We start from the raw sequence: 25063 nt of genomic DNA, 5'->3' as shown, positions 1-25063 counted from the left end.
CTGCAAATGAAAAATGTTTCATGCGCCATTTAGCAGGATCGTGCCGCCGCGTCTTCTATATTCGGCGCCGAACGCTCCCCCACGCGTGGAACCTGCAGCCGATGATCCTTCCGAATTCCTCCCGTGCTTGCCGCGCCTGGCGGCGGCCGCGTACCGCGGGCCTGCCGCTGCTGGCGCTTGCCCTGGCCGGCCTGCTCAGCGCCTGCGGCAAGGACACGCCCAAGCCTGCCGCCACGACGCCTGAGGTGACGGTGCTGACCCTGCGCAGCCAGCCGCTGGCACTGCAGCAGGAATTGCCTGGGCGCAGCGTCGCCTCGCAGGAATCGGATGTGCGCCCGCAGGTGGATGGCGTGCTGGTGAAGCGGTTGTTCGAGCAGGGCCAGTGGGTGAAGGCCGGGCAGCCGTTGTTCCAGATCGAGCCCGCGCTGTACCAGGCAGCGCTGAACGAGGCACAGGCCAACCTGAAGACGGCCGAGGCCGCTGCGGTGACCGCGCGCCTGCGGGCGCAGCGCATGCAGGCGCTGGGCAAGGACCAGTTGGCCGCGCGCCAGGACGTGGATGATGCGGTGGCCAGCGACCAGCAGGCCGCCGCCGCCGCGCAGGCCGCACAGGCGGCACGTGACACGGCCAGCACACGGCTGGGGTTTGCCACGGTGACCTCGCCGATCGCCGGGCGCATCGGCCGCGCGCTGTTCACGCCCGGGGCGCTGGTCACCTCCGGCCAGGCCGATCCACTGGCACGGGTGCAGCAGATGGACCCGATGAACGTGGACATCACCCAGTCCAGCAATGAGTACCTGGCACTGCGCCGCGCCATCGCCGACGGTGGCGTGCAGGCCGATACAGCGCCGGTGCGGCTGCGCCTGTCCGATGGCACCGACTACCCGTTGCCGGGCACGCTGGAATTCGCCGACGTGGACGTTCAGCAGGAAACCGGCAGCATCACCCTGCGCGCGCGTTTCCCCAATCCGGACGGGCAGCTGCTGCCGGGCATGTACGTGCGCGCGCTGGTGGGGCAGGGTACCCGCCAGCAGGCGCTGCTGGTGCCACAGGCTGCGGTCGATCGCAGCCCCAAGGGCGAGGCGCAGGCGTGGCTGGTGGACAAGGAAGGGAAGGCCCGGCTGCGCCTGTTCCGCACCGCGCGTGCGGTGGGCGATCAGTGGCTGGTGCTCGATGGCCTTTCCGCCGGTGAGCGGGTGGTGGTGGCCGGCGCGCAGGGCCTGGCCGATGGCATGGCGGTGCGGGTGAAGCCTGCGCCGGCGCCGGCCGGGAAGGACTGAGCAGATGCTGCCGCGCTTTTTCATCCATCGCCCGGTATTCGCCTGGGTCCTGGCGATCTGCATCATGGCCTTCGGCACCATTGCAGTGACCCAGCTGCCGGTGGAGCAGTATCCGGACATCGCGCCGCCGCAGGTCAACATCACCGCGAACTACACCGGTGCCTCGGCGCAGACGGTGGAGGACAGCGTCACCCAGGTAATCGAGCAGCAGATCAAGGGCATCGACCATCTGCTGTATTTCTCATCCACCAGCTCGTCATCGGGGCAGGCGCGCATCACAGTCACTTTCGACCAGAGCGCCAATCCGGATATCGCCCAGGTGCAGGTGCAGAACAGCGTCAACCAGGCCATCAACCGGCTGCCGCAGGAAGTGCAGCAGCAGGGCGTGACGGTCGCCAAATCCCAGGGCGATTCGCTGATGGTGGTCTCGCTGTACGACACCAGCCGGCGCATGGAACGCGTGGACGTCTCCGACTTCCTGGTCAGCAACGTACAGGACCCGATCAGCCGTATTCCCGGCGTGGGCGAGATCAACGTGTTCGGCTCTGCCTATGCGATGCGCGTCTGGCTGGACCCGCACAAGCTGCGCGCCTACGACCTGATGCCGTCGGACGTGCGCGCCGCGATCCAGGCACAGAACACCCAGGTGACAGCCGGCGAGCTGGGCGCAATGCCATCCAGCCCGGCGCAGAGCCTCAACGCCACGGTCACCGCGCAGTCGCGCCTGCAGACCCCCGAACAGTTCCGCGCGATCATCCTGCGCACCCTGCCCAATGGCGCGGCGGTGTTGCTGGGCGACGTCGCACGGGTCGAGATCGGCGCGGAGAACTACCAGACCAGCAGTTATCTCAATGGCTATCCGGCGGCCGGTTTCTCGGTCACCCTGGCCTCCGGTGCCAACGCATTGGCCACTGCCGACGCGGTGCGCGCGGAGATCGAACGGCTGCGGCCGACCTTCCCGCCGGGGCTGCAGGTGGCTTATCCGCGCGACAGCACACCGTTCGTGCGGGTCTCGATCGAGGGGGTCATCCATACCTTGGTCGAAGCCATCGTGCTGGTGGTCGTGGTGATGTTCCTGTTCCTGCAGAACCTGCGTGCCACGTTGATCCCGGCAATCACGGTGCCGGTGGTGCTGCTGGGCACCTTCGGCGTGCTGGCGGTCGCCGGATTCACCATCAATACGCTGACCCTGTTCGCGATGGTGCTGGCGATCGGCCTGCTGGTCGATGATGCGATCGTGGTGGTGGAGAACGTGGAGCGCATCATCCACGACGAGCATCTGTCGCCTCGCGAGGCCACCGAAAAATCGATGGGCGAGATCACCGGCGCGCTGATCGGCATCACCGTGGTGCTGGGCGCGGTGTTCCTGCCGATGGCCTTGTTCGGTGGTTCCACCGGCATCATCTACCGGCAGTTCTCGATCACGATTGCATCTGCCATGGCATTGTCGGCGCTGGTGGCGCTGACGCTGACCCCGGCGCTGTGCGCGACCCTGCTCAAGCCGTCTTCGGCGCAGAAACCGCAGGGCCGCTTCTTCCGGGCGTTCAACCGGGGCGTCGAGCGCAGCCAGTTGGCCTACCAGGGAAAGCTCGGTGGCGTCGTTACCCGGCCGCGGCGCTGGATGGCGTTGTACCTGCTGCTGGTGGTCGCCATGGTCGCGCTGTACGCGCGCATGCCCACCGGCTTCCTGCCGGTGGAGGACCAGGGCCAGGTGACCTTCCAGTTTTCTACGCCGGAAGGCACGCCGATGGCGCGCACCGAAGCGCTGGGCGAGCAGATCAGCCGCTACTTCATGGAGCACGAGAAGCAGAACCTGGATGTGGTGTTCGTGGTGGTCGGCCGCAACAATGCCGGCACCGGCCAGAACGCCGGGCAGGGCTTTCTCGCACTGAAACCCTGGAATGAGCGCACGGGTGACAACACCGCTGCGGCGATCATCACGCGGGCCAATGCCTACTTCCGCAGCCTGCCCGATGCCAGGGTCAACGTACTGGCACCGCCGGCGGTGCGTGGACTGGGCCAGTCCAGTGGCTTTGAACTGTGGTTGCAGGACACCAGCGCGGCCGGGCGCGTGGCGTTGCAGGCGGCGCAGGAGCAGGTGGTGCGTGCGGCCGGCGAAGACGACGGGCTCACCTCGGTGCGCCTGAACGGCCTGGGCGACAAGGCCGAGCTGCGGCTGGACATCGACCATGCGCAGGCCAGCGCGCTGGGCCTTGCGCAGGCCGACATCAATTCCACGCTGTCGGCGGCCTGGGGCGGCAGCTACATCAACGACTTCCTCGACCGTGGCCGGGTCAAGCGGGTCTACATGCAGGGTGATCAGCCCTACCGCAGTGTGCCCGACGACATCGGCCAGTGGTATGTGCGCGGTGGCAACGGCCAGATGGCGTCGTTCGCCAGTTTCGCCAGCAGCCACTGGGCGCGCGGCCCGCAGCTGCAGCAGCGCTTCAACGGCCTGCCGGCGATGCAGATCCAGGGCAGTGCCGCCGAAGGGCGCAGCTCGGGCGAGGCGATGCAGCGCATGCAGGCGCTGGTTGCCGATCAACCCGGGTTCGACCTGCAGTGGAGCGGCCTGTCCTACCAGGAACAACTGGCCAGCAACCAGACATTGTGGCTGTACACCGCCTCCATTGCCTTCATCTTCCTGTGCCTGGCAGCGCTCTATGAGAGCTGGACGGTGCCGGTGGCAGTGGTGCTGGTGATCCCCCTGGGTGTCATTGGTACCGTGCTGGCGACCACCGTGGCCGGGTTCGTCAATGACATCTATTTCCAGGTCGGTCTGCTGACCACCATCGGCCTGTCGGCCAAGAATGCGATCCTGATCGTGGAGTTCGCCGAAGCCCGCTATCGCGCTGGCAGTTCGGCGGTGGAGGCGGCGCTGCAGGGCGCGCGCCTGCGCCTGCGCCCGATCGTGATGACATCTCTGGCCTTCGTGGCCGGTGTGATTCCATTGGCGCTGGCCACCGGTGCGGGTGCGGTCAGCCGCCGCGAAATCGGCATGAGCGTGATCGGCGGCATGGTCTCCGGCACCGTGCTGGCGGTGGTGCTGGTGCCGCTGTTCTTCGTGCTGGTACGCCGCCTGGGCCGGTCGCGGCCGCAGGACTGAGTGGGGGCGCGGCTGTCATCTGGCTGCCGCGGCACCCTCACCCGTTCTTTGCCCAGGCGTCGCTAACGTAGGTCGTCCCCGTCCCCCACGGAGACCCGCCATGTGGCTGCTTGACCATCTCTGGCCCAGCCGTAGACCGCTTCCTCCCCCGGTTGCGGACGCACCGCAGGGGCCGCCACGCCGTCCCTGGCTGAAGCGTCCGGCGCGGGCAGGGCGCAGCGGCATGGCGCCCTGGCAGAAGGTCGCCACGCCGCTACGGCGCACGCGCCACTAGCCAGTGCGGTCGGCGGGGTGGTTGACCCCGTCGTTGACCGGGATCACACCCAGCGCGAACGGGTCGATACCCTCCAGGCAGGCCACGTTGTAACCGTACTGTTCCGGGTTGGAGCGGCGCCGGTGATGGGTGTAGATGCCGCACACGCCGCAGAAGTAGTGCTCGGCCACATGGGTGTTGAACTGGTACAGCTGCAGGTGGTTCTGTCCGCGCACCACCTGCAGGCCCGCGCGGCTGACGCTGGCGGCAATGGCCCCCCGGCGGCGGCACATCGAGCAGTCGCAGCGGCGCGGGTCGACGATGCCGTCCGGCAGGTCCAGCAGCAGTTCGACCGTGCCGCAATGACAGGTGGCGCGGTGCTGGGGTTGGACCGGAACGCCGGCCACGGAAGTAATGCCCATCGTTGCTCCTGTGAGGTGAATCCGGCCGCATGGGCCGCCGCCGACGGTGCGCCGGCGTGCCTGAACGGGCCGTAGATGCCACCGTGAACCGGCTTGTGGCTAACTATGCGGCTTCGGGACCGCAACAGGATGCCAGTGAAAGCCGCAGGACGTTGGATGACAGGAAGTGCCATGGCGCTGGCAGCGCTGTGGGTGACCGGGCTGTTGGCCTATCAGATGCCGGGGCCGGGTTGGCTGGCCAACGGCGTCGCCGGGCTGTGGCTGCTGGTTGCGCTGTGGGCGTCATGGCGGGTCGCGCGGGGCCGCGCCTCGCGCCGCCTGGGCCTGGCGTTCGGTGCATCGCTGGCACTGGCCGGCCTGTGGTGGCTGCTGCTGACCCCTCGCCAGGACCGCGTATGGGCCGATGACGTGGCCCAGCGCCTGCATGTGGTGTCCTTCGATGGCCGCCATGTGGTGCTGGACAACGTGCGCGACTTCAGCTGGCGCAGCGAAACCGACTACGACGCGCGCTGGGTACGCCGCGAGTACGATCTGGACCAGCTGCGCTCGGCCGACCTGGTGCTGTCGTACTGGATGGGGCCGGCGATTGCCCACACCCTCATCTCATTCGGTTTCGAGGATGGCCGCCACGTGGTGTTCTCGCTGGAGATCCGCAAGGAGCGTGGCGAATCGTTCTCGGCGCTGGGTGGCTTCTTCCGCAAGTTCGAGATGACCCTGGTGGCCTCGGAAGAGACTGACATCATCCGCACCCGTACCAACGCGCGCGGCGAGGATGTGTACCTGTACCGCCTGCATGGCATGGACCGCGCGCAGCTGAAGGAACTGTTCACCGCCTACATCGCGCAGGCGCGTGAGCTGGATGCGAAGCCGGGCTTCTACAACACGCTCACCAGCAACTGCACCACCATCGTCTTCGACCTGGCCCGGCACATTGCGCCGCGCCTGCCGCTGGACTACCGCCTGCTGCTGTCCGGCTACCTGGCCGAGTACGCGCAGGAGGTCGGTGCGCTCGCTCCGGGTGTGCCGTACGCCGAGCTGCATGACAAGGGCCGCATCACCCAGCGTGCGCTGGACCAGGGTAGCGGCGACCACTTTTCCACCGTGATCCGCCAGGGCGTGCCTGGTACCGAGCAGGACCCGCAGTAATGACTCGACTCTTCCTGATCCGCTGGCAGCGCGCGCTGCCGGTGTTGTTCGCCGCCTTCCTGCTGCTGGGCAGCAGCGGCTGCGCGATGGTGACCGTCAAGCAGGTCACGTCCAGCGATTCGCTGGTCAACAAGCGTGCCGACGTGCTCAACACTGGCAAGCTCAGCCCGGCCGCGCGTGAAACGCTCAGCGCGGCGGGCCTGGACGAATCGCAGTGCGAGAAGGACTTCCTGGTCTGCCGCAGCACGCTGCTGATGACTGATGACCTCAATGTCGAGCAGCGGCTGTCGGCGCTGTCCGAGCTGTGGGTGAAGGCTGCATTGGCGCTGACGCCGAAGAAGACCGCCGCCGGCGATCCGCCGATGAGCGATGCAGCGCTGGACGCCTGGCTGGAAGCCGCGCGCTATGCCTATGCCTACCTGTTCTACAGCGGGCGTTCGCCGTCCGACCGCGCCTTCGAAGACCGGCAGACGCAGGTGCGCGACTACTACAACTACGCGGCCGAGAAGGCGGCAGTGGTGCTGTTCGTGCGCGCACGCGCCGCTGCGCTGGCCGGCGAGGACTATACGAAACCGCTCACGGTCGGCAGCTGGTCGCTGGCCTCCAACTACCAGCAGTTGAACCTGAAGAGCATTCCTGCGCAGCTGGTGCCGGCCGGCACGGTCAGCTTCGTCGGCCTGCGCAGTACCTATCGCCGCGATGGCTTCGGTGCCGAGCTGGTGATGGTGATGGATCCGCCCAAGCTGGTGGCGCCGGTGATCGCACCGGATGGCCCGAAGGCCGAAACCACGCAGGACGACGAGGGCGACGAGGGCGACGAGCGCGACGAGCGCCGTGGCCGCCGCCATCGCCATGATGATTCGGTGCCCGAGTTCAGTGAGATGTCCTCGATCAACGTCACAGCGCTGTTGCGGTTCGAGGGCAGCAGCCTCGAAGACGTGATGCGCACGCGCCGGGTCGAGCTCGATGCCTATTCGCCGGAAGCCACCGAGCGCATCACCCTGCATGGCGAACAGGTGCCGCTGGCCGGCAACTTCACCGCGGCTTACGGCCTGTGGCTGGCGCAGAGTGGCTTCGCCCGGCAGTCACTGCGCACGCTGTTCGGCATGAGCGAAGGCATCGGCGAACCCCACATCTACCTGATGCAGCCGTGGGACCCGAACCGCCGCATCATCTTCATGCTGCATGGCCTGGCCAGCAGCCCGGAAGCGTGGGTGAACCTGGCCAACGAGATCATGGGCGATCCCGAGCTGCGCCAGCAGTTCCAGGTGTGGCAGGTCTACTACCCCACCAATGCCCCGATCGCGTTGAACCGCTACGAGATCGCCAACGCGTTCAACGATACGCTCAAGCATTTCGACCCCAACGGCAGCACGCGTGCGTCGAAGGACATGGTCTACATCGGCCACAGCATGGGCGGTGTGCTGGCCCGGCTGCTGGTGAGCAACTCCGGTGATGTACTGTGGAACGACCTGCTGGCCAATTACGATCTGAAGGGCGAGCGCCTGAAGCGCGTGCAGACCAAGCTGGGGCCGCTGCTGCACTTCAAGGCACAGCCCAATGTGGAGCGCGCGATTTTCATCGCCGCGCCGCACCAGGGCACCGATATCGCCGGTAACAAGGTCGGTCGCCTGATCGGTCGCCTGGTGCGGCTGCCACTGACCATCCTTGGCAAGTTCGAGGATGTGTTCATGGCGCTGGCGCAGGCCGAGCAGCAGGTCGACGGTACCGCCAAGCCGAAGATCCCCAACAGCATCGACAACCTCAAGGCCAGCGATCCGTTCGTGAAGGCCACCGCGCAGCTGCCGATCGAAGCAGGCCTGAAGTACCACTCGATCATCGCCCAGCGCAAGCCGGAGCTGCCAGTGGAGAAGTCCGATGATGGGCTGGTGCCGTACTGGAGCGCGCACCTGCAGGGCGCGCTGTCGGAGAAGGTGATCATTTCCGGCCACAGCGTGCAGGAAACCCCGCAGGCGGTGCTGGAAGTGCGGCGCATCCTGCACCGGGACATCGATGACATGGGTGCCGCTGCGAATCCCTGACCGCTACGCTCGCCGGGCCGTGCCCGGCGGAAGCGCAATGCTGGGCCCCTACACCCGCCGTGCGATCACCGTAGCCAGCACGGCCAGCCCGCAGGTGATCGCCAGGCACAGCAGGTAGCCCGTGTGCGGCGCGCTTTCCACGAACATGGCGAACAGCGCGCCGGAAACCGCCAGCGCGGTGGCCACCGACAACGCCTCGCTCAGCTGCAGGGCAGAGGTATTGGCGCCCTGCTCATGCGGCGCTGACAGCGACAGGGTCAGCACCGACAGGCTGGCGTAGATCATGCCCATGCCGAAACCGGTCACGGTCCAGCCAACCAGCGCGACCGGCAATGGCATCTGTTTGAACAGCACTGCCAGCGTTGCGGCGATGCCGACCGTCATCATCGCCGTGCCAACGCGCAACAGCTGCTGCCGTGACCAGCCGCGCTGCTGGTGGCCCTGCAGCCAGGAGCCCGCGAACCAGCCCAGCGCACCGAGGCTGAGCACCGCGCCGGCCCAGCTGGGCGAGAGTCCACGTTCGCGCTGCAGCAACAGCGGCAGATAGGCCTCGCAGGCGAAGAAGGCCGCTGCAGCGATGCCGCGCAGCGCGATCACGCTGGGCAGGCCGCGGCGCAGGACCAGTGTTCCGGCCGGCAGCAGCCGGTGCACGCAGAACAGCAGCGCCAGCATCGCCACACCGATGCAGGGCAGGGCGGCCATGCCCGGTTGCTGGCCGCCGACGTAGAGCAGCAGCGCGGCCAGCGAGGCACCACTGGCCCAGCGCACCACGTTGCTGCGCTCGCCATCGTTGCCGGCCGCGACGGGGGACTGCATGCGCGCCAGCGCCGGGCGCAGCAGCAGTGCGGCCGGGACGGCCAGCAGCGGCACCGCCAGGAACACCCAGCGCCAACCGAGGTGCTGCACGATCAGGCCGCTCAGTGCCGGGCCGACCATCGAGGGCACCACCCAGCCAGCAGAGAACGCCGCGAACACCTTCGGTCGCAGGTGCTCGGGATAGCTGCGGCCAACCATCACGTACAGCGAGACCGAAATCGCGCCCGCACCCAGGCCTTGCAGCAGTCGCCCCGCTACCAGCGTGCCCATGCGCATTGCGAAGCCCGCCAGCAACAGGCCCAGCACGAAGCAGGCCAGGCCATACCACAGTGGCCGTGCCGGGCCCTGGCGGTCGGCCCAGCGACCGGCCAGGGTCATGCCGATCACGCTGGTGGCCAGGGTGCCGCCGAACGCCAGTGCATACAGGCGCAGGCCGTCCAGCGCCTCGGCCACGGTGGGCATGGCGGCAGCCACCGCCAGTGCCTCGAAGGCGTGCAGCGCGACCAGCGCCACCATGCCGGCGGTGGTGGTGCGGTAGCGCGGGGACAGGATCGAAGTATCGGCCGGCGCGATGGTGTCGGCGGGAGGTACGCTCGGGGTCATACGGGTCAGGTGCGGGCCGCGCTTGTCAACAAGCGGCGAAGATAGCAGCATGACACCTCAACAACGGTTGAGGTCAAGCAATGGTGTCCCAGGAGCTGAGCGTGGGCGAAGTCGCCGAGCGCAGTGGCGTGGCGGTTTCCGCGCTGCATTTCTACGAGCGCAAGGGGCTGATCAGCAGCCTGCGCACCTCGGGCAACCAGCGCCGTTACAGTCGCGATGTGCTGCGCCGGCTGGCGGTGATTCGTGTGGCACAGCGGGTCGGCATGCCGCTGGAAGCGGTCGGCCGTGCCTTCGAGAGCCTGCCCGAAGGCCGTGCGCCAACCAAGGCCGACTGGGCCAAGCTTTCCGCGCGCTGGCGCACCGAGCTGGAGGAGCGCATCCACATGCTGCAGCTGCTGCGCGATGAACTGACCGGCTGCATTGGCTGTGGCTGCCTTTCGCTGCAGCGCTGCCGCCTGGCCAACCCGGGCGACGTCCTCGGCGAACGCGGCGACGGCCCGATGCGCTGGGAGTGAAAAAGGGGACGGAGGGGATTAAGTCGCAAGTGCACAAACGACTTAATCCCCTCCGTCCCCTTTTTCTTACCAGACCGTGATCGTCTCGCCGCTCTGGATGCCTTCCACCGCACGCTGGAAGGCCAGTGCCGCGCGCTGTGCGCTCACCGCTTCAAAGCCGGGGAAGTAGGGCGCGTAGGCGGCCATCGATTCGATCAGCACGTTGGGGCTGACCACGTTGATGCGCAGGCCGCGTGGCAGCAGTTCCAAGGCGGCTGCACGCACGAAGCCTTCCAGCGCGGCATTCACCGAGGTGGCGCTGGCGCCATCGCGGATGGGCTGTGCGCTGACGATGCCGCTGGTCAGGGTGATCGAACCGCCGGCGCTGAGATGGTGTTGCGCAGCCAGTGCCAGCCGCACCTGGCCCAGCAGTTTGTCCTGTAGTCCGAGGTTGAACTGCTCGGGCGTCATCTCCTGCAGCGGGCCAAAGTGCAGCTTGCCGGCGGTGGAGACCACGGCATCGACCGGGCCGGTACGCGCGAACAGCTCGGCGACACTGGCGTCATCGGTCAGGTCCACGCGCAGCTCGCCGCTGCGGCGGCCGGCGGCGAGGATCTGATGCTGCTGGCCGAGCTGGCGGGCGACTGCCTGGCCGAGGGTGCCGCTGGCACCGACGAGGAGGATCTTCATGGCCGTTCCTTGCGAGAGGGGGATGCGCACAGTCTGCGTCCTCACAGCTGGGTTAGGTAAGCCGCGTAAGCTTCGCAGATTCCTAACTCTGGATTAGTAATGGATACCCTTCGATGCATGCGGGCCTTCGTTGCCGTGGCCGAGCGTGGCAGCTTCGCCGGCGCCGCCGAACAGCTGCAGGTTTCGGCGGTGATGGTGGGCAAGTACATCCAGCAGCTGGAGTCCCACCTGGGGACTGCGTTGCTGCACCGGAACACCCGCCGCCAGCGCCTGACCGAGGCCGGCAGCGCCTACCTGGCCGGCTGTCGGCAGGTGCTGGAGCAGGTGCAGCAGGCCGAGGCCGATGTCGCCGGCCTGCAGGTGCAGCCACGTGGCCTGCTGCGGGTCAGCGCGCCGACCACCTGGGGCAGCTGCGTGCTGGCGCCGGTACTGTCCGGGCTATTGCGTGAGCAGCCGTTGCTGGACATCGAACTGGACCTGAGCAACCGTCGCGTGGACCTGATCGAGGATGGCTTCGACGTGGCGATCCGGGTCGGGCCGCTGCCGTCACAGGAAGTGGTGGCGCGGCCGTTGCCGCCCTACGCGATGAGCCTGTGCGCGGCGCCTTCCTACCTGCGTCGGCGCGGCATGCCGCGCACGCCGGCGGATCTGGCGGGACACGACTGCCTCAGCCATCTGGCCTGGCGTGGTGGCCATGGCTGGCAGCTGGCCAACGGGGAACAGGTGGATTGGGAGGCGCGGCTGGCCTGCAACGACGGCCTTGCGCTGCGTGAGGCTGCCGTGGCCGGAGCAGGGCTGGTGCTGCAGCCGACAGCCCTGCTGGCTGGCGAGATCGCGGCCGGGCGGTTGAAGCCGTTGCTGCGCGACTACCTGCCCGAACCGCGGCCGATGCACCTGATCTACCTGCCGGATCGACGGCCGCGCCCGCGGCTGCAGTGCTTCGTCGATTTCGTCATGGCCAGATTGGGGCAATGATCATCGGGTGGATGGGGTCAGATCCCTTTGCCTCGGCAAAGGGATCTGACCCCAGGAGATCAATCATTCGCCGCAGACAGTTCCTGCCCGCGCACCTGCGCGGCGCGCAGCGCGGTATCCACCAGCGCCTCGAAACCGCCGGCCTGGAAGCTCTCGATTGCAGCCTGGGTGGTGCCGTTGGGCGAGGTCACGCGCCGGCGAAGCTCGGCCGGGCTTTCACCGGCCTCGTCGAGCATGCGCGATGCACCCAGCAGGGTCTGCACCACCAGCGTGCGCGCGGCGTCGGCCGGCAGGCCCTGGGCAATGCCCGCCGCTTCCATCGCTTCGGCCAGCAGGAAAACGTACGCCGGCCCACTGCCGGACACGGCAGTGACCGAATCCATCAGCGCCTCGCGCTCGATCCACACGGTACGGCCGGCACTGGCCAATACCTGTTCGGCCTGCACGTGCTGCTGCGCATCCACCGACGGCGTGGCGAACAGGCCGGTCACGCCGGCGCCGAGCAGGGCCGGCGTGTTGGGCATTGCACGCACCACCGGCAGGTTGCCACCCAGCCAGTGTTCCAGCTGCGCGCTGGTGATGCCAGCGGCAATGGATACCACCAACGGCCGGTTCGCCTGCGCCAGTGCCTGCAGCGACTGGCAGACCTCGCGCAGTACCTGCGGCTTTACTGCCAGCAGCCAGGTGTTGCCCTGTGCGGCGGCATCGGCGGCGTTGTCGTGCACCTGCACGCCGAAATCGGTGGCCAGTGATCCGCGCAGTGCGGCCACCGGTTCGGCCACGTGGATGTGCGCGGCCGGCACGCCCTGGCGGATCAGGCCGGCGATCAGGCTGCGCGCCATGTTGCCGCCGCCGATGAAGGTGATGGAATCAGCTGCCATGGAAGTCTCCTTGGAAAATCAGGCCGGACGCGGGCGCGCGCCGAACAGGGCGGTGCCGATGCGCACCAAGGTTGCGCCCTCGGCGATGGCTTCGGCGTAGTCGCTGCTCATGCCCATCGACAGGGTGTCGACCTGCGCGTGCTGGGCGGCCAGCGACTGGAAAAGGGTGCGCATGCGCACGAACGCATCCCGACGGCGCTCGGCCTCGGGCCATGGCGCGGGAATCGCCATCAGACCTCGCAGGCGCAGCTGGGGCTCGGCGGCAATCGCGGCGGCCAATGCGTCCACGGCCTCCGGCGCACAGCCGTGCTTGCTGGACTCATCGTCGATGTTGACCTGGATCAGCACGTTCAGCGGGCCGCGCGCGGCCGGGCGATGGCGCGCCAGCGCCGTCACCAGCTTGGGCCGGTCCACGCTCTGCACCCAGTCGAAATGGGTGGCCACGGCGTCGGCCTTGTTCGACTGCAGGTGGCCGATCAGGTGCCACTCCAGCGCCAGGTGCTGCAGCGCCTGCATCTTGGCCAGCGCTTCCTGCACATAGTTCTCGCCGAAGGCATGCTGGCCCTGTGCGGCCAGCGCGGCCACGGCCTCGGCCGGTTGGGTCTTGGAAACGGCCAGCAGGCGCGGATCGGGCCGGCCGGCCGCCTCGGCGGCAGCATGCAGGTTGCTCAGGATCTGGGGCAGGGGAGTGGCCACGTAACGCGTTCCGTTGAATCAGGAGGCTATACTGCCGCCCGGGGAAAGATCCTTCCAGTCGAAGCCGTTATTGGGGAGTAGCCGCTCATGGATATCGCCGAACTGCTGGCGTTTTCCGTAAAGAACAAAGCGTCCGACCTGCATCTGTCCGCAGGCCTGCCGCCGATGATCCGCGTGGACGGCGACGTTCGCCGGATCAACATTCCAGCCCTGGACCACAAGCAGGTCCACGCGCTGGTGTACGACATCATGTCCGACAAGCAGCGCCGCGATTACGAGGAATTCCTCGAAGTGGACTTCTCCTTCGAGATTCCGTCGCTGGCGCGCTTCCGTGTGAATGCGTTCAACCAGAACCGCGGCGCCGGTGCGGTGTTCCGTACCATTCCGTCCGAGGTGCTCACCCTCGAGGACCTGGCCTGCCCGCCGCTGTTCCGCGAGGTGATCCAGCAGCCGCAGGGCCTGATCCTGGTGACCGGCCCGACCGGTTCGGGCAAGTCGACCACGCTGGCGGCGATGATCGACTACATCAACAAGAACGAATACGGCCACATCCTCACCGTCGAGGATCCGATCGAATTCGTGCATACCTCGCAGAAGTGCCTGATCAACCAGCGCGAGGTGCACCGCGACACGCATGGCTTCAATGAAGCACTGCGCTCGGCACTGCGTGAGGACCCGGACATCATCCTGGTCGGCGAGTTGCGCGACCTGGAAACCATCCGCCTGGCGCTGACCGCCGCGGAAACGGGCCACCTGGTGTTCGGCACCCTGCACACCAGCTCGGCGGCCAAGACCATCGACCGCATCATCGACGTGTTCCCGGCCGGCGAAAAGCCGATGGTGCGTTCGATGTTGTCCGAGTCGCTGCGCGCGGTGATCTCGCAGGCGCTGCTGAAGAAGGTCGGCGGCGGTCGTACCGCGGCGTGGGAAATCATGGTCGGCACCCCGGCCATCCGCAACCTGATCCGCGAGGACAAGGTGGCGCAGATGTACTCGGCCATCCAGACCGGCCAGCAGTACGGCATGATGACCCTGGACCAGCACCTGCAGGACCTGGTCAAGCGCAGCCTGATCACCCGCAACCAGGCCCGCGAGTACGCCAAGGACAAGCGCCTGTTCGAGTAAGGCGGGGCCGCAACGGGGCGGCGTGCGCCGTGCGCCGCCGTACCCGCGCCGTTTCCTCCACCGACCGTTTCCTGGTACATGCCCCATTGGGAGCCCGCCGTGAACACCACCGCGACCACCATCGATTTCACTTCGTTCCTCAAGCTGATGGCGCACCAGCGCGCCTCGGACCTGTTCATCACCGCCGGCATGCCGCCGGCGATGAAGGTCAACGGCAAGATCTCGCCGATCACGCAGACCCCGCTCACGCCGCAGCAGAGCCGCGACCTGGTCCTCAACGTGATGACCCCGGCGCAGCGCGAGGAATTCGAGAAGACCCACGAATGCAACTTCGCCATCGGCCTGTCCGGCGTCGGTCGCTTCCGTGTCAGCTGCTTCTACCAGCGCAACCAGGTCGGCATGGTGCTGCGTCGCATCGAGACGCGCATTCCGACCGTGGAAGAACTGAGCCTGCCGCCGATCATCAAGACGCTGGCGATGACCAAGCGCGGCATCATCCTGTTCGTCGGCGCCACCGGTACCGGTAAATCGACCTCGCTGGCGGCGATGATCGGCTACCGCAACCAGAACTCGACCGGTCACATCATCACCATCGAGGACCCGATCGAATTCGTGCACAAGCACGAGGGCTGCATCATCACCCAGCGCGAGGTCGGCATCGATACCGACAGCTGGGAAGCCGCGCTGAAGAACACCCTGCGCCAGGCGCCGGACGTGATCATGATCGGCGAAGTGCGTACCCGCGAAGGCATGGACCACGCCATCGCGTTCGCCGAAACCGGCCACCTGGTGCTGTGCACCCTGCATGCGAACAACGCCAACCAGGCGATGGACCGCATCGTCAACTTCTTCCCGGAAGACCGCCGCAACCAGCTGCTGATGGACCTGTCGCTGAACCTCAAGGGCGTGGTCGCGCAGCAGCTGGTGCCGTCGCCCGATGGCCGCTCGCGCAAGGTGGCGATGGAGATCCTGCTGGGCACGCCGCTGGTGCAGGACTACATCCGCGACGGCGAGATCCACAAGCTGAAGGAAGTGATGAAGGACTCGGTCCAGCTGGGCATGAAGACCTTCGACCAGAGCCTGTTCGAGCTGTACCAGGCCGGCGAGATCAGCTACGAGGACGCGCTGCGCTACGCCGATTCGCAGAACGAAGTACGCCTGCGCATCAAGCTCAGCCAGGGCGGCGACGCGCGCACCTTGTCGCAGGGGTTGGATGGCGTGGAGATCTCGGAGATCCGTTGACCGGACGGGCGCCTGCGGGCGCCCGCTGCTCCGGGATGACCGCGGCGCCGGATGCACGCCCGCGTGAACCTGCCAGGGAGGCCTGCATGCGTGTGACTACGAGCGTGATACTGGCCATCGCCGTGCTGCTGCAGGCCGGTTGTGCCCGTACCCCCGAACCGGCAGCCGCGGCCGAGGGCTGCGACGATCCACAGGCGCATGCCTGGTATCTGCTGCCACCGCCTGCGACGAAGCACGGCGGCGACCTGCCACCGTTCATCGATTTCACCGGGTCAGCGAGGACGATCTATGATGCCCAGTTACGGGATCTCGATGGCTTGCCGGAGCCGTCGTTCCGCTGTGGCAGCGTACCGGCACAGGCATATCGCTTCGTCTGGGATCCTGCATTCTTCCCGGGCGTGCTCATTCGCGCGCAGCGCAATGCAGCGGGCCACGCGTGGATCGTCGGGCGCAGTGCGCGCGATTTCGAGATTTCCGGATCGTTACCCGGAAGCCCAGCCACCGTCATCAAGGGTGGCACGTGCGCTCCACCGCGCGCGCTGAGTGCGCAGGAATGGAACGCCATCGCCGCCGCGTTTGCGCTGTTGCAGGGCGAAGATTCGAGCGCTGGGCTTGACGGCTCATCGTGGATGTTCGAGTCCGTGGTGGACGGCGAGCAGCGTTGGTTCGCACGATGGGTGCCGCGGGATCCGGCGTTCCGCAACACCGGCAGGATGATGGTGGAACTGGCGGGTTGCACTGACACCCTGCAGGGCGTGGAGTGACGGGCACCACAGGCGATTGATGAATTCCGGTCATGACCGACTGCGGCCGGGCTGGCTCAATCCAGCGCCACGACAGGCGTATCGTCAGCGCTCCCCCTCTGGAGCACGACGATGCAGACACGTGAACTTGGCCGCAGCGGCCTGAAGGTTTCCGCCCTCGGCCTGGGCTGCATGGGCCTGAGCCATGGCTACGGCCAACCGGTGGAGCGCAGCCAGGGCATCGCCCTGCTGCACGCCGCCGTCGAGCGCGGCGTGACCTTCTTCGACACCGCCGAAGTGTACGGCCCCTACACCAACGAAGATCTGCTCGGCGAGGCGCTGGCGCCATACCGCGACAGGCTGGTGATCGCCACCAAGTTCGGCTTCAAGGACGCGCGCGTCGATACCGGCCTGGACAGCCGCCCGGAGACCATCCGTGCGGTGGCCGAAGCCAGCCTCCGGCGCCTGCGCACCGACCATATCGACCTGTTCTACCAGCACCGCGTCGACCCGAACGTGCCGATCGAAGATGTGGCCGGTACCGTGCGCGACCTGGTCGCCGAAGGCAAGGTCGGCCACTTTGGCCTGTCCGAGGCCAGCGCCGCCACCGTGCGTCGTGCGCATGCGGTGCAGCCGGTCGCCGCCGTGCAGAGCGAGTACTCGCTGTGGTGGCGCGAACCGGAGCACGAGCTGCTGCCGACCCTGCAGGAGCTGGGCATCGGCTTCGTGCCGTTCAGCCCACTGGGCCGTGGCTTCCTGACCGGCGCGATCAACGCCGACACCACCTTCGATGCCAACGACTTCCGCAACACCGTGCCGCGCTTCGAAGTGGAGGCGCGTCGTGCCAACCAGGCGCTGGTGGATCGCATCGGCACGATTGCTGCGGCGCGTGGCGCGACCCCGGCACAGGTGGCGCTGGCCTGGCTGCTGGCGCAGGCGCCGTGGATCGTGCCGATCCCGGGCACCACCAAGGTCCATCGCCTAGAAGAAAACCTGGGCGCGGTCGACCTGCAACTTGCGCCGGAGGAACTGCAACGCATCGCGCAGGCGCTGGATGAAGTGTCGATCGTCGGCGAGCGCTACAACGCGCAGCGCGCGGCCCAGGCCAAGGGCTGATCACCAGCCGGGTACGGACACCCATCATGGTGGGGGCGGATCGATGGTGGTGGGTGCGGACCGTTGGTGGTGGGTGCGGACCGTTGGTCCGCACTCCTTAAGCCTCACCCCATCGGCCCGCGCAGCGCATCAAGCACCGTGCGCATCGCCACCGTCACGTGGCGGCGCGACGGGTAATACGCGTAGTAGCCATCGAAGTGCGGGCACCAGTCGTCCAGCACCGACTGCAGGCGACCGTCGTCCAGCATCGGCTGCACCTGGTCTTCCGGCAGCCAGGCCAGCCCGCTGCCAGCCAGCGCGGCGGCGCGGGTCATGCCCATGGTGTTGAAGGTCCACTGGCCGCTCACGCGCACGCTCAGTTCGTTGCCGTCCTGGCCGAAATCCCACGGCATCAGCCCGCCATGCGTGGGCAGGCGCAGGGTCACGCAGTTGTGCTGGGCCAGGTCATCCGGGTGCTGCGGCACCACGTGCTGGCGGAAGTAGCTGGGCGCGCCGACCACGCGCATGCGCAGCGGCGGGCTGATCGGTACCGCAACCATGTCGCGCGCCAGTCGCTCGCCGAGGCGGATGCCGATGTCGTAGCGCTCGGCGACGATGTCGGCCAGCCCGTAGTCGGCAGCCAGTTCCACCTTCAAATCCGGATACTGCTGCAGCAGCGGCGCCAGCCGTGGCCACGCGATGTACTCGGCGGCGTGGCCGGTGGCATTGATGCGGATGGTGCCGGCCGGGCGTTCACGGTATTCGGCCAGCGCGGCCAGTTCGTCCTCGATCTCGGCCAGGCGCGGAGCGAGGGTCTCGAGCAGGCGGGCGCCAGCTTCGGTGGTAGACACGCTGCGGGTGGTGCGGGTCAGCAGGCGCACGCCCAAGCGCTGTTCCAGCCCGCGCATGGCATGGCTGAGCGCGGACTGGGAGACACCCAGCTGGGCGGCGGCCCGGGTGAAGCTGCCCTCGCGGGCGACGTGGACGAAGGCCTGCAGGTCGTTGAGGTTTTCACGGGGCATGCAGGGATGATACGGCTCCCGGATTGAACGGATCTGTCGATTTACAGCTCGCCGGTTCGTTGTAACGGTACATCCAACGCAAGGAGCTTCCGCATGAGCACTGAAAAGCCCAAGGGCCCGGCTTCGTACTTCCCCTCCATCGAGAAAACCTACGGCCAGCCGGTGGCGCACTGGCTCGGGCTGCTGGCGGGCAGGAAGGGCCTGAAACACATGGAGCTGGTCAGCTTCCTGAAAAGCGAACATGGGTTGGGTCATGGCCATGCCAACGCGCTGGTGGCGCACCATCTGGCCGGGAAGGGATGAGGCAGGCAACGCTGGGCTGAACGGCCGTGTGGGGCCTCGCCACACGGCATCAGGGTCGGGCAGACTGGGCGTCCATCCCGAGGCAGGACGCCCCCATGCAGGTCACGCTGGACGCGATCACCGTCGACAACTACGAAGCCGTGTGCGACCTCGAGGTCAGCCAGGCGCAGCAGGACTTCGTGGCTGGCAATACCTGGTCGCTGGTGCAGGCCGCATTCAATCCCGGCTACCAGACCCGCGCCATCCTGGCCGATGGCGAGCTGGTCGGGTTCTTCATGTGGGTGCCGGAAACGCCGCAGCGGACGTCGATCTGGCGCTTCATGGTCGATCAGCGCTGGCAGGGGCGTGGCATCGGGCGCCGCGCGCTGGAACTGGCGCTGGTGCAGATCCGGGCAACGCCCGGCCTGGTTGAGATCGAGATCTGCTACAACCCGCGCAATCCGGTCGCCGGCGCCTTCTACAGCAGCTTCGGATTCGTCGAGACCGGCATGGACGAAGACGGTGAGGACATGCTGGCCGTGCTGCCCGTCGTGGACCCGGGATAACCTGAATGGGCGGGCCTGACTGAACGATTTCATCTGCAACTGTCATGCAGATCGTGTCTAATATCGCTCCCCACCTGCTGTTCCCCCACCCGCATGTCCCTTCCCTCCCATGGCCCCGCGCCGTGCGACGACGCTGACGGCCACCTGGTCACCGCCGGTCCGCTGACCCCGCCGCCCGACAGTGCCGGCACCACCGCCGACGAGAAAGCGCTGCGTCACTCGATTACCGAGGACGTGCAGGGCATGGTGCTGGCCACGATGGTGGCCTCGCTGGGCCTGGCCATCTTCGCCAAGGGCGGGCTGATGATCGGCGGCATGGCCGGCATGGCCTTCCTGCTGCACTACGCGATGGGCTGGAACTTCGGCCTGGTGTTCGTGCTGGTCAACCTGCCGTTCTACTGGGTGGCGTTGCGGCGCATGGGCTGGGAATTCACCCTGAAGACCTTCGCCGCGGTCACCGCCTGTGGCGTGCTGACCGACCTGCTGCCGCGCTGGATCGACTTCTCGCACATCAATCCGCTGTATTCGGCGATCGTCGGTGGCGCGCTGTCCGGCCTGGGCATCCTGTTCTTCATCCGCCACCGCGCCAGCCTCGGTGGCATCGGCATCCTGGCGGTGTACCTGCAGCGCACCCGCGGCTGGAGCGCGGGCAAGGTGCAGATGTCCTACGACGCCTGCCTGATGGTGGCCGCGTTCTTCGTGCTGTCGCCGTCGAAGGTGCTGTACTCGGCCATCGGCGCGGTGGTGCTCAGCCTGGTGCTGATGTTCAACCACCGCCCCGGCCGCTACATGGGCGTGTGACGATTCGACGGTAGTGGCGGGGGGGGGGGGGGGCCCCCCCCCCCCCCCCCCCCCGGCCCCCCCCCCCCCCCGCCCCGCCCCCGCCCCGGGCGCGGTGGGCCCGCGCCGCGCCCGGCCCCACCGGGGGCCCCCCCTCGGTGCCCGCCCCGCGCCCGCCACTACCGGGCCGCGTTCAACCACGGCGGCGACAGCTTCAGCAGCCGCGCATGCACCGGGCAGTCTTCGGCGTGCGCACCGGGCAGGTAGCCCAGGCTCATCAGGAACTCACCGGTGATCTCGCCGCCGGTGAAGCGGAAGGTCTTCTTGAACAGCTTCACCCAGTCGGCCTTGCTGCGCGGGTGATGTGCATCCAGCCAGCCCGCGAAGCTGCCATGGCTGGCCCGCAGCTGCTGGATCACCTGCGCGTTGTGGATCGCCGCCAGCACCTTCAGCCGGTTGCGGATGATGCCCGTGTCCGACAGCAGGCGTTCGATGTCCTGCTCGGCATACGCCGCCACGCGGTCCACATCGAAGCCGTCATAGGCCGCGCGGAAACCCTCGCGCTTCTTCAGGATCGTTTCCCAGCTCAACCCGGCCTGGTTGATTTCCAGCACCAGCCGCTCGAACAGCTCGCGCTCGTCACGCTGCGGAAAGCCGTACTCGTTGGCGTGGTAGTAGTCGTGCACCGGATGGCCCGGGGCGATGAGGCAGTAGCCGCTCATGGGGAAGACTCGTTGGATTCGGGTTCGGGATCGATGGCCACCGCAGGGCGCCCACCGATGGACAGCATCGGCCAGCGCGGCGGTTCGAGCGAGAGTTCGCCATCACGCAGGGCCTGGTTGATCGCTTCGGCCTGGCCGCTGACGGTGCCGAACAGCGAACCGGCCCGGCGCCACTGGGAATTCCTGCCACGTGCGTACAACACGCAGTCCGGCCCACGGTGGGTGTACAGCTCGCACAGCAGCACATCGCCGCTGCCATCGCCATCCAGGTCCCGATGCACGATCAGGCAGTCGCGCTCGCTCTGGGCGCAGGATTCGCCATTGATCGAGCGCGTGGCCAGTGCCTGCCACCAATCGTCCGGTGGCGAGCTCGATCCCTTGGCAAGCTTCAGCGCGCGCTGCAGGGCGGCGACGTCCTGCGGGCCCTTGTCGAGGCGTTGTCCGTCGTCCCAGCGTGAAGTACGTGCCAGTGCGGCAGCGATCACCTGTGGCGCGTTGGCATCGGCGGTGATCGCCGGATCACGCTCCAGCTCGCGCAGCGCCTGCACGCCACGGCGCCCAAGATCGAAGCGCAGCACGTTGACGTCAGTGCTGGTGATCGCCGGCGGGTCCGCGCGCAGGCGCGCCAGCTGGCTGGACAGGGCCAGCCGTACCGGGTCCAGCAGCGGCGAGTTGCCCAGCAGCGCCAGTGCCAACACCGCCCAGCACATCCAGCGGTTGACCGGCTCCAGCGCCTGCAGCCAACGGCCCTGCCGGCGCAGCACCGCCAGTGCATAGCCCACGGCATAGCCGGCCACGGCCAGTGCGATCAGCACCGCCCAGAACCGGTCCACCGTCCAGCCGTACTGCATCACGCGCAGGCCCAGCGCATACAGCGCCAACGCCGCGTAGACCGGTAACGCCAGCAGGCTGGCCTCGACCAGCCGGCGCAGCACGACGGGGTAGGGGGCGGTGTCATCGCCCTGCTGGTAGACCGCATTGGTGAAGGTCACCAGCAACAGCGACAGCACCAGCAGCAGGCTGGCAGCCGAGCGGGTCTTCCACAGGGGCTCCAGCCCGGTGAGCGGCAGGCTCAGCACGAACAGCACGGCGATGAACGACAGCAGCGGCAGCAGCCCGCGACAGATCGCGAACAGCACCTGGCGGGTGATCTGGATCGCGCGGTGCTGGGTGCGCCCGATCAGCACGCCGAATCCGGCCAGGCTGCCGGTGGCCAGCGCGATGAACGCGTCCTGCCGGAACAGGTCGCGGAAGAAGGTCACGTCCAGCAGCTGGAACAGTGCTGCCCACAGCCACAGCAGCAGCCAGGTCAGGCCAGTGAACAGCGCCGCCAGCGCCAAGGTCAGGCCGTTCTGCCAGGCGCGCTCGAACAGCTCCGGATAGCTGGCGCGCCAATGCCCGTGCTGCAGCTGGAACTGCCACCAGGGCAGTACCACGAACACCGCCACGGCCATGCCCAGGGTCAGCGGGAACTGCAGCGGGCCCGATTCCAGCGCGATCTCGCCATTGAGGTTCCAGCCGACCCAGGCGGCCAGCGCCAGCACCACCGCTGAGCCGAGCATGGCCTGCAGCCACAGGCGGCGCTGGCCCAGCTCGACCAGGCTCAGCGCCACCGCGCTGGGAATGGCCAGCACCCAGGCGTACCAGCAGTAGCGCCAGCCGATATCGCGGAACGGCCACGCTTCGGACAGCTCCTGCGCGGCATACAGCATCAGGCCCTGCAGCAGCGCGATCAGGACGATGGCGCTGCGTGCCGGCAGGGTCAGTGGCAAAGAGGGCTGCATCGACGACCTTCCATGGCAAAGTGCCATCGTAGCCGATCGACGCGCGCGTCCATCGCGCGACCATCCCGCCCCCAGCAGGTAGAATGGGGGCATGCCTGTAACGCCGACTTCCCTCGCCGATCACCTGCTCGTCGCGCTGCCGTCGCTGCTCGACGCGACCTTTGCCCGCAGCGTCGCGCTGATCTGCCAGCACGACGAGAACGGTGCGATGGGCGTGCTGGTCAACCAGCCGTCCGAGTACACGCTGGGGGAAGTGCTCGCGCAGATGGACATCACCACCGGCGATGGCGACCTGCAGGCGCGCATGGTGCTCAATGGCGGCCCGGTGCATCCCGAACGGGGCTTCGTCATCCACGACGACGGGCGGGCGTGGGATTCCAGCCTGACCGTGGGCGAAGGCCTGTACCTGACCACCTCGCGCGACATCCTTGAAGCGATGGCGCGCGGCGAAGGCCCGGCCAATGCCGTGGTTACCCTGGGCTGTGCCGGTTGGGGGGCAGGGCAGCTGGAAAGCGAGCTGTCCGAGAACAGCTGGCTGACCGTGCCGGCCGACGCCGAGCTGGTGTTCCAGCTGCCGCTGGAGCAGCGCTGGCAGGGTGCGGCCTCGCGCATCGGCGTGGACCTGTTCCGGCTGACCGACTACAGCGGCCATGTCTGAGCCGGCCGCGCCCGCACCGGTTTCTCCAGCTCCGGCCATCCGCCGTGACGGCACCGTTCTGGGTTTCGATGTCGGCTCGCGGCGGATCGGCGTGGCCATCGGCAGTGCCTTCGCCGCCCATGCGCGCGCGGTGGCCGTGGTCGATGTGCACGGCAACGGCCCGGACTGGGCCGCGATCGAACGCCTGCTCAAGGAATGGAAGCCCGACGGCCTGGTGGTCGGCGACCCGCTGACCCTGGATGGCCAGGACCAGCCCAACCGCAAGCGTGCGCAGGGCTTCGCCCGCCAGCTGCGGGAGCGCTTCAAGCTGCCGGTGGTGATGATCGACGAGCGTTCCAGCTCGGTCGAGGCCGCCCGCCGCTTCGCTGTCGAGCGCGCCGAAGGGCGCAAGCGCCGCCGCGATGCGGCCGCCCTCGATGCCGTGGCCGCGGCGGTGATCATCGACCGCTGGCTGTCGTCGCCGGACGACGGTACCCCCATTCCCTGACTGCATGACTCCCGCCATGACCGCACAGCAAATCGATGCCTCCGGACGCCTGCGCCACCTGCTGACCCTGGAGGGCCTGCCACGCGAAACCCTGCTGCAGCTGCTCGACCGGGCGGGGCAGATCCGCGACGCCGCGGTCGGCCGCGTCGGCAACAAGCGCCACGTGCTGGCCGGTTCTGCGGTATGCACGCTGTTCTTCGAACCGTCCACCCGCACCCGCAGCTCGTTCCAGCTGGCCGCGCAGCGCCTGGGCGCCGATGTGCTCAACTTCGATGCCTCGACCTCGTCCACGCGCAAGGGCGAAACCGCCTGCGACACGCTGCGCAACCTGGAAGCGATGGGCGTGCGCGGCTTCGTGGTGCGCCACCCCGATGATGGCGCCGTGGCCGCGCTGGCCGAAGCGGCGGGCGAGGGCACCGCGCTGATCAACGCCGGTGACGGGCGCAGCGCGCACCCGACCCAGGGCCTGCTGGACATGCTGACCCTGCGCCAGGCCAAGGGCCCGGACTTCTCAAAGCTGAAGGTGGTGATCGTCGGCGACGTGAAGCATTCGCGCGTAGCCCGCACCGACCTGCATGCACTGCGCACGCTGGGCGTGGGCGAGATCCGCGTGTGCGGCCCGCAGTCGCTGCTGCCGGACGACGAGACCCTGAAGGGCTGCGTGGTCGGCGATGATTTCGACGCGATGCTGGAAGGCGCCGACGCGCTGATGATGCTGCGCCTGCAGCGCGAGCGCATGGAAGAAGGCCTGGTGCCTTCGCTGGAGCAGTACCACGCCCAGTACGGCCTGACCAACGAACGCCTGGCGCGCGCGGGCAAGGATGCCGCGGTGCTGCACCCGGGCCCGATCAACCGCGGCGTGGAAGTCACCGACGAGGTGGCCGACGGCCCGCAGTCGTGGGTGCTGCGCCAGGTCGCCAACGGCGTCGCCGTGCGCATGGCCGTGCTGGAAACCCTGCTGGGCTGATCGCTCTGGTGGGTGCCAACCCTGACGGCTTGGGGAGGTGCCGACCGTTGGTCGGCACAATGGGAATTCACCTTAAACTGCTTGGGTGGGTGCCGACCGTTGGTCGGCACAGAGCCATCAGTCCAATGAAGTGCCGAGCGTAGCCATTGATTGGCTACAGGCCTACCTGCATCGGAGTGTTTGCCC

General features: G+C 67.8%; 24 protein-coding genes. 16 read left to right on the top strand and 8 right to left on the bottom strand.

Features of this window, described 5'->3' with window-relative positions:
• Positions 1-101 precede the first annotated feature (101 nt).
• Together V3B30_RS11100 and V3B30_RS11095 are read left to right on the top strand one after the other, a co-directional pair.
• The gene (locus tag V3B30_RS11100; protein WP_262083229.1) at positions 102-1280 is read left to right on the top strand and encodes an efflux RND transporter periplasmic adaptor subunit; all 1179 of its coding nucleotides are present in this window, start codon (positions 102-104) and stop codon (positions 1278-1280) included.
• Between the two features lie 4 nt (positions 1281-1284).
• A complete protein-coding gene (locus tag V3B30_RS11095) occupies positions 1285-4386 on the top strand; it encodes an efflux RND transporter permease subunit (protein WP_262083230.1) in 3102 nt (1033 codons plus the stop codon).
• 270 nt (positions 4387-4656) lie between these two features.
• On the opposite strand, the gene V3B30_RS11090 is transcribed toward V3B30_RS11095, so the two are convergent.
• Positions 4657-5061, bottom strand: coding sequence for a GFA family protein (locus tag V3B30_RS11090; protein ID WP_100471489.1), 405 nt, complete (start codon positions 5059-5061; stop codon positions 4657-4659).
• Between the two features lie 171 nt (positions 5062-5232).
• Between V3B30_RS11090 and V3B30_RS11085 the strand changes: the two genes are divergently transcribed.
• Positions 5233-6207, top strand: coding sequence for a DUF4105 domain-containing protein (locus V3B30_RS11085; protein ID WP_262083252.1), 975 nt, complete (start codon positions 5233-5235; stop codon positions 6205-6207).
• Positions 6207-8249 carry an alpha/beta hydrolase gene (locus V3B30_RS11080; RefSeq protein WP_262083231.1) on the top strand — a complete coding sequence of 681 codons (2043 nt, stop codon included), beginning with the start codon at positions 6207-6209 and terminating at the stop codon, positions 8247-8249. Before V3B30_RS11085 ends, V3B30_RS11080 begins: the two co-directional genes overlap by 1 nt.
• 48 nt (positions 8250-8297) lie before the next feature.
• Here the strand turns inward: V3B30_RS11080 and V3B30_RS11075 are convergent, their stop codons facing one another.
• Positions 8298-9719 (bottom strand): MFS transporter, encoded by a 1422-nt coding sequence (locus V3B30_RS11075; RefSeq protein ID WP_262083232.1) that lies wholly within the window; start codon positions 9717-9719, stop codon positions 8298-8300.
• 29 nt (positions 9720-9748) lie between these two features.
• Between V3B30_RS11075 and soxR the strand changes: the two genes are divergently transcribed.
• A complete protein-coding gene (gene soxR, locus V3B30_RS11070) occupies positions 9749-10183 on the top strand; it encodes a redox-sensitive transcriptional activator SoxR (protein WP_088024856.1) in 435 nt (144 codons plus the stop codon).
• Between the two features lie 66 nt (positions 10184-10249).
• On the opposite strand, the gene V3B30_RS11065 is transcribed toward soxR, so the two are convergent.
• Positions 10250-10852 carry a short chain dehydrogenase gene (locus tag V3B30_RS11065; RefSeq protein ID WP_262083233.1) on the bottom strand — a complete coding sequence of 201 codons (603 nt, stop codon included), beginning with the start codon at positions 10850-10852 and terminating at the stop codon, positions 10250-10252.
• Positions 10853-10951: 99 nt separating this feature from the next.
• Here V3B30_RS11065 and V3B30_RS11060 point away from each other — a divergent pair, with 99 nt between their 5' ends.
• On the top strand, positions 10952-11827 hold the full coding sequence (locus V3B30_RS11060; protein WP_262083234.1) for a LysR family transcriptional regulator: 876 nt from the start codon (positions 10952-10954) through the stop codon (positions 11825-11827).
• A gap of 59 nt (positions 11828-11886) precedes the next feature.
• Here V3B30_RS11060 and proC read toward each other — a convergent pair whose 3' ends face one another.
• Together proC and V3B30_RS11050 are read right to left on the bottom strand one after the other, a co-directional pair.
• Complete coding sequence (gene proC / locus V3B30_RS11055) at positions 11887-12708, bottom strand: pyrroline-5-carboxylate reductase (RefSeq protein WP_262083235.1); 822 nt, start codon at positions 12706-12708, stop codon at positions 11887-11889.
• An 18-nt stretch (positions 12709-12726) separates the two neighbouring features.
• Positions 12727-13404 (bottom strand): YggS family pyridoxal phosphate-dependent enzyme, encoded by a 678-nt coding sequence (locus V3B30_RS11050; protein ID WP_088024863.1) that lies wholly within the window; start codon positions 13402-13404, stop codon positions 12727-12729.
• An 87-nt stretch (positions 13405-13491) separates the two neighbouring features.
• Here V3B30_RS11050 and V3B30_RS11045 point away from each other — a divergent pair, with 87 nt between their 5' ends.
• The 4 genes from V3B30_RS11045 (at position 13492) to V3B30_RS11030 (ending at position 17630) form a co-directional block, all read left to right on the top strand.
• Positions 13492-14529 (top strand): type IV pilus twitching motility protein PilT, encoded by a 1038-nt coding sequence (locus V3B30_RS11045; RefSeq protein WP_004147099.1) that lies wholly within the window; start codon positions 13492-13494, stop codon positions 14527-14529.
• Between the two features lie 99 nt (positions 14530-14628).
• Complete coding sequence (locus V3B30_RS11040; RefSeq protein ID WP_005408369.1) at positions 14629-15771, top strand: PilT/PilU family type 4a pilus ATPase; 1143 nt, start codon at positions 14629-14631, stop codon at positions 15769-15771.
• A 35-nt stretch (positions 15772-15806) separates the two neighbouring features.
• Positions 15807-16535, top strand: a complete 729-nt coding sequence (locus tag V3B30_RS11035) for a hypothetical protein (protein ID WP_262083236.1) — start codon at positions 15807-15809, stop codon at positions 16533-16535.
• Positions 16536-16646: 111 nt separating this feature from the next.
• Complete coding sequence (locus V3B30_RS11030; protein ID WP_262083237.1) at positions 16647-17630, top strand: aldo/keto reductase; 984 nt, start codon at positions 16647-16649, stop codon at positions 17628-17630.
• A gap of 104 nt (positions 17631-17734) precedes the next feature.
• On the opposite strand, the gene V3B30_RS11025 is transcribed toward V3B30_RS11030, so the two are convergent.
• Positions 17735-18631, bottom strand: coding sequence for a LysR family transcriptional regulator (locus V3B30_RS11025; RefSeq protein ID WP_100471497.1), 897 nt, complete (start codon positions 18629-18631; stop codon positions 17735-17737).
• Positions 18632-18724: 93 nt separating this feature from the next.
• Between V3B30_RS11025 and V3B30_RS11020 the strand changes: the two genes are divergently transcribed.
• The 3 genes from V3B30_RS11020 to V3B30_RS11010 all read left to right on the top strand — a co-directional run bounded on the left by V3B30_RS11020 (position 18725) and on the right by V3B30_RS11010 (position 20280).
• Positions 18725-18934, top strand: a complete 210-nt coding sequence (locus V3B30_RS11020) for a DUF4287 domain-containing protein (RefSeq protein ID WP_154352064.1) — start codon at positions 18725-18727, stop codon at positions 18932-18934.
• 95 nt (positions 18935-19029) lie between these two features.
• Complete coding sequence (locus V3B30_RS11015) at positions 19030-19479, top strand: GNAT family N-acetyltransferase (protein WP_262083238.1); 450 nt, start codon at positions 19030-19032, stop codon at positions 19477-19479.
• A gap of 93 nt (positions 19480-19572) precedes the next feature.
• Positions 19573-20280, top strand: a complete 708-nt coding sequence (locus tag V3B30_RS11010; protein WP_100471500.1) for a YitT family protein — start codon at positions 19573-19575, stop codon at positions 20278-20280.
• 158 nt (positions 20281-20438) lie between these two features.
• On the opposite strand, the gene V3B30_RS11005 is transcribed toward V3B30_RS11010, so the two are convergent.
• A complete protein-coding gene (locus tag V3B30_RS11005; protein ID WP_262083239.1) occupies positions 20439-20981 on the bottom strand; it encodes a DNA-3-methyladenine glycosylase I in 543 nt (180 codons plus the stop codon).
• Complete coding sequence (locus V3B30_RS11000; RefSeq protein ID WP_262083240.1) at positions 20978-22765, bottom strand: DUF4153 domain-containing protein; 1788 nt, start codon at positions 22763-22765, stop codon at positions 20978-20980. The genes V3B30_RS11005 and V3B30_RS11000 overlap by 4 nt, the downstream gene beginning before the upstream one ends.
• A gap of 91 nt (positions 22766-22856) precedes the next feature.
• Between V3B30_RS11000 and V3B30_RS10995 the strand changes: the two genes are divergently transcribed.
• Genes V3B30_RS10995 through V3B30_RS10985 form a run of 3 tightly spaced genes read left to right on the top strand, consistent with a single transcriptional unit; the run spans position 22857 to position 24877 of the window.
• Positions 22857-23423 carry a YqgE/AlgH family protein gene (locus V3B30_RS10995; RefSeq protein ID WP_087921743.1) on the top strand — a complete coding sequence of 189 codons (567 nt, stop codon included), beginning with the start codon at positions 22857-22859 and terminating at the stop codon, positions 23421-23423.
• The gene (gene ruvX, locus V3B30_RS10990) at positions 23416-23910 is read left to right on the top strand and encodes a Holliday junction resolvase RuvX (RefSeq protein WP_087921744.1); all 495 of its coding nucleotides are present in this window, start codon (positions 23416-23418) and stop codon (positions 23908-23910) included. Before V3B30_RS10995 ends, ruvX begins: the two co-directional genes overlap by 8 nt.
• A 16-nt stretch (positions 23911-23926) precedes the next feature.
• Positions 23927-24877 (top strand): aspartate carbamoyltransferase catalytic subunit, encoded by a 951-nt coding sequence (locus tag V3B30_RS10985; RefSeq protein ID WP_262083241.1) that lies wholly within the window; start codon positions 23927-23929, stop codon positions 24875-24877.
• The last annotated feature ends 186 nt before the right edge of the window (positions 24878-25063 follow it).

It is taken from the genome of Stenotrophomonas sp. SMYL41 (genome assembly GCF_036319965.1).
GTDB classification, from domain to species: Bacteria; Pseudomonadota; Gammaproteobacteria; order Xanthomonadales; family Xanthomonadaceae; genus Stenotrophomonas; species Stenotrophomonas maltophilia_R.
Note: the sequence above shows the minus strand (reverse complement) of the source record. Positions and strands in the feature narration are given on the sequence as shown.